The sequence below is a fragment of the Salinimicrobium oceani genome (assembly GCF_012037645.1).
Map to the genome: position 1 here is coordinate 1 of NZ_JAAVJR010000227.1, position 607 is coordinate 607.

Below are 607 nucleotides of genomic sequence, written 5' to 3' on the forward strand. Positions count from 1 at the left end.
GCAGCGGTTTTGTTATTAGCATAAGTACCTGCGCCAATCACAGGAACATCTCCTACACGTCCCCATCTTTTGTTGGTCATTCCTCCCGTAGAGGTTCCTGCAGCAAGATTTCCGTGTTTGTCCAGGGCGGCAGCACCTACAGTACCATATTTGGAGTCTTTGATATAAGGATCAAAAAATGCCGTTTTTTGATCATGATCCAGTTGGGTTTTTTCCGACTTCTTAATTCGCTGAAGACCGCGAAAGCGGCTTTCGGTATAGAAATATTCAGGATTTACAATCTCCATCCCTTGCTCTTCAGCAAAGGTTTCGGCTCCCTTTCCTATCATCATCACATGTTCTGACTTGTTCATTACAGCGATGGCAAGGTCTATTGGGCTTTTCACGGTAGTGACTCCGGCAACCGCACCGGCATTAAGCGTTTTTCCGTCCATAACCGCAGCATCGAGTTCATTGGTTTCGGCATTTGTAAATACAGCTCCCTTTCCAGCGTTGAAAAGTGGCGAATTTTCCATGATATTAATGGCCTGCTCGATGGCTTCAAGTGAAGTCCCTCCACTTTCAAGTACTGCATGACCCGCTCTTATAGCTTCTTCAAGCTTTGCTT

General features: G+C 45.8%; 1 protein-coding gene. It reads right to left on the bottom strand.

The annotated features are described in order from the left end of the window. A partial coding sequence (locus HC175_RS16415; protein WP_168139459.1) for an isoaspartyl peptidase/L-asparaginase family protein occupies nt 1-607 on the bottom strand: 607 nt, incomplete at both ends.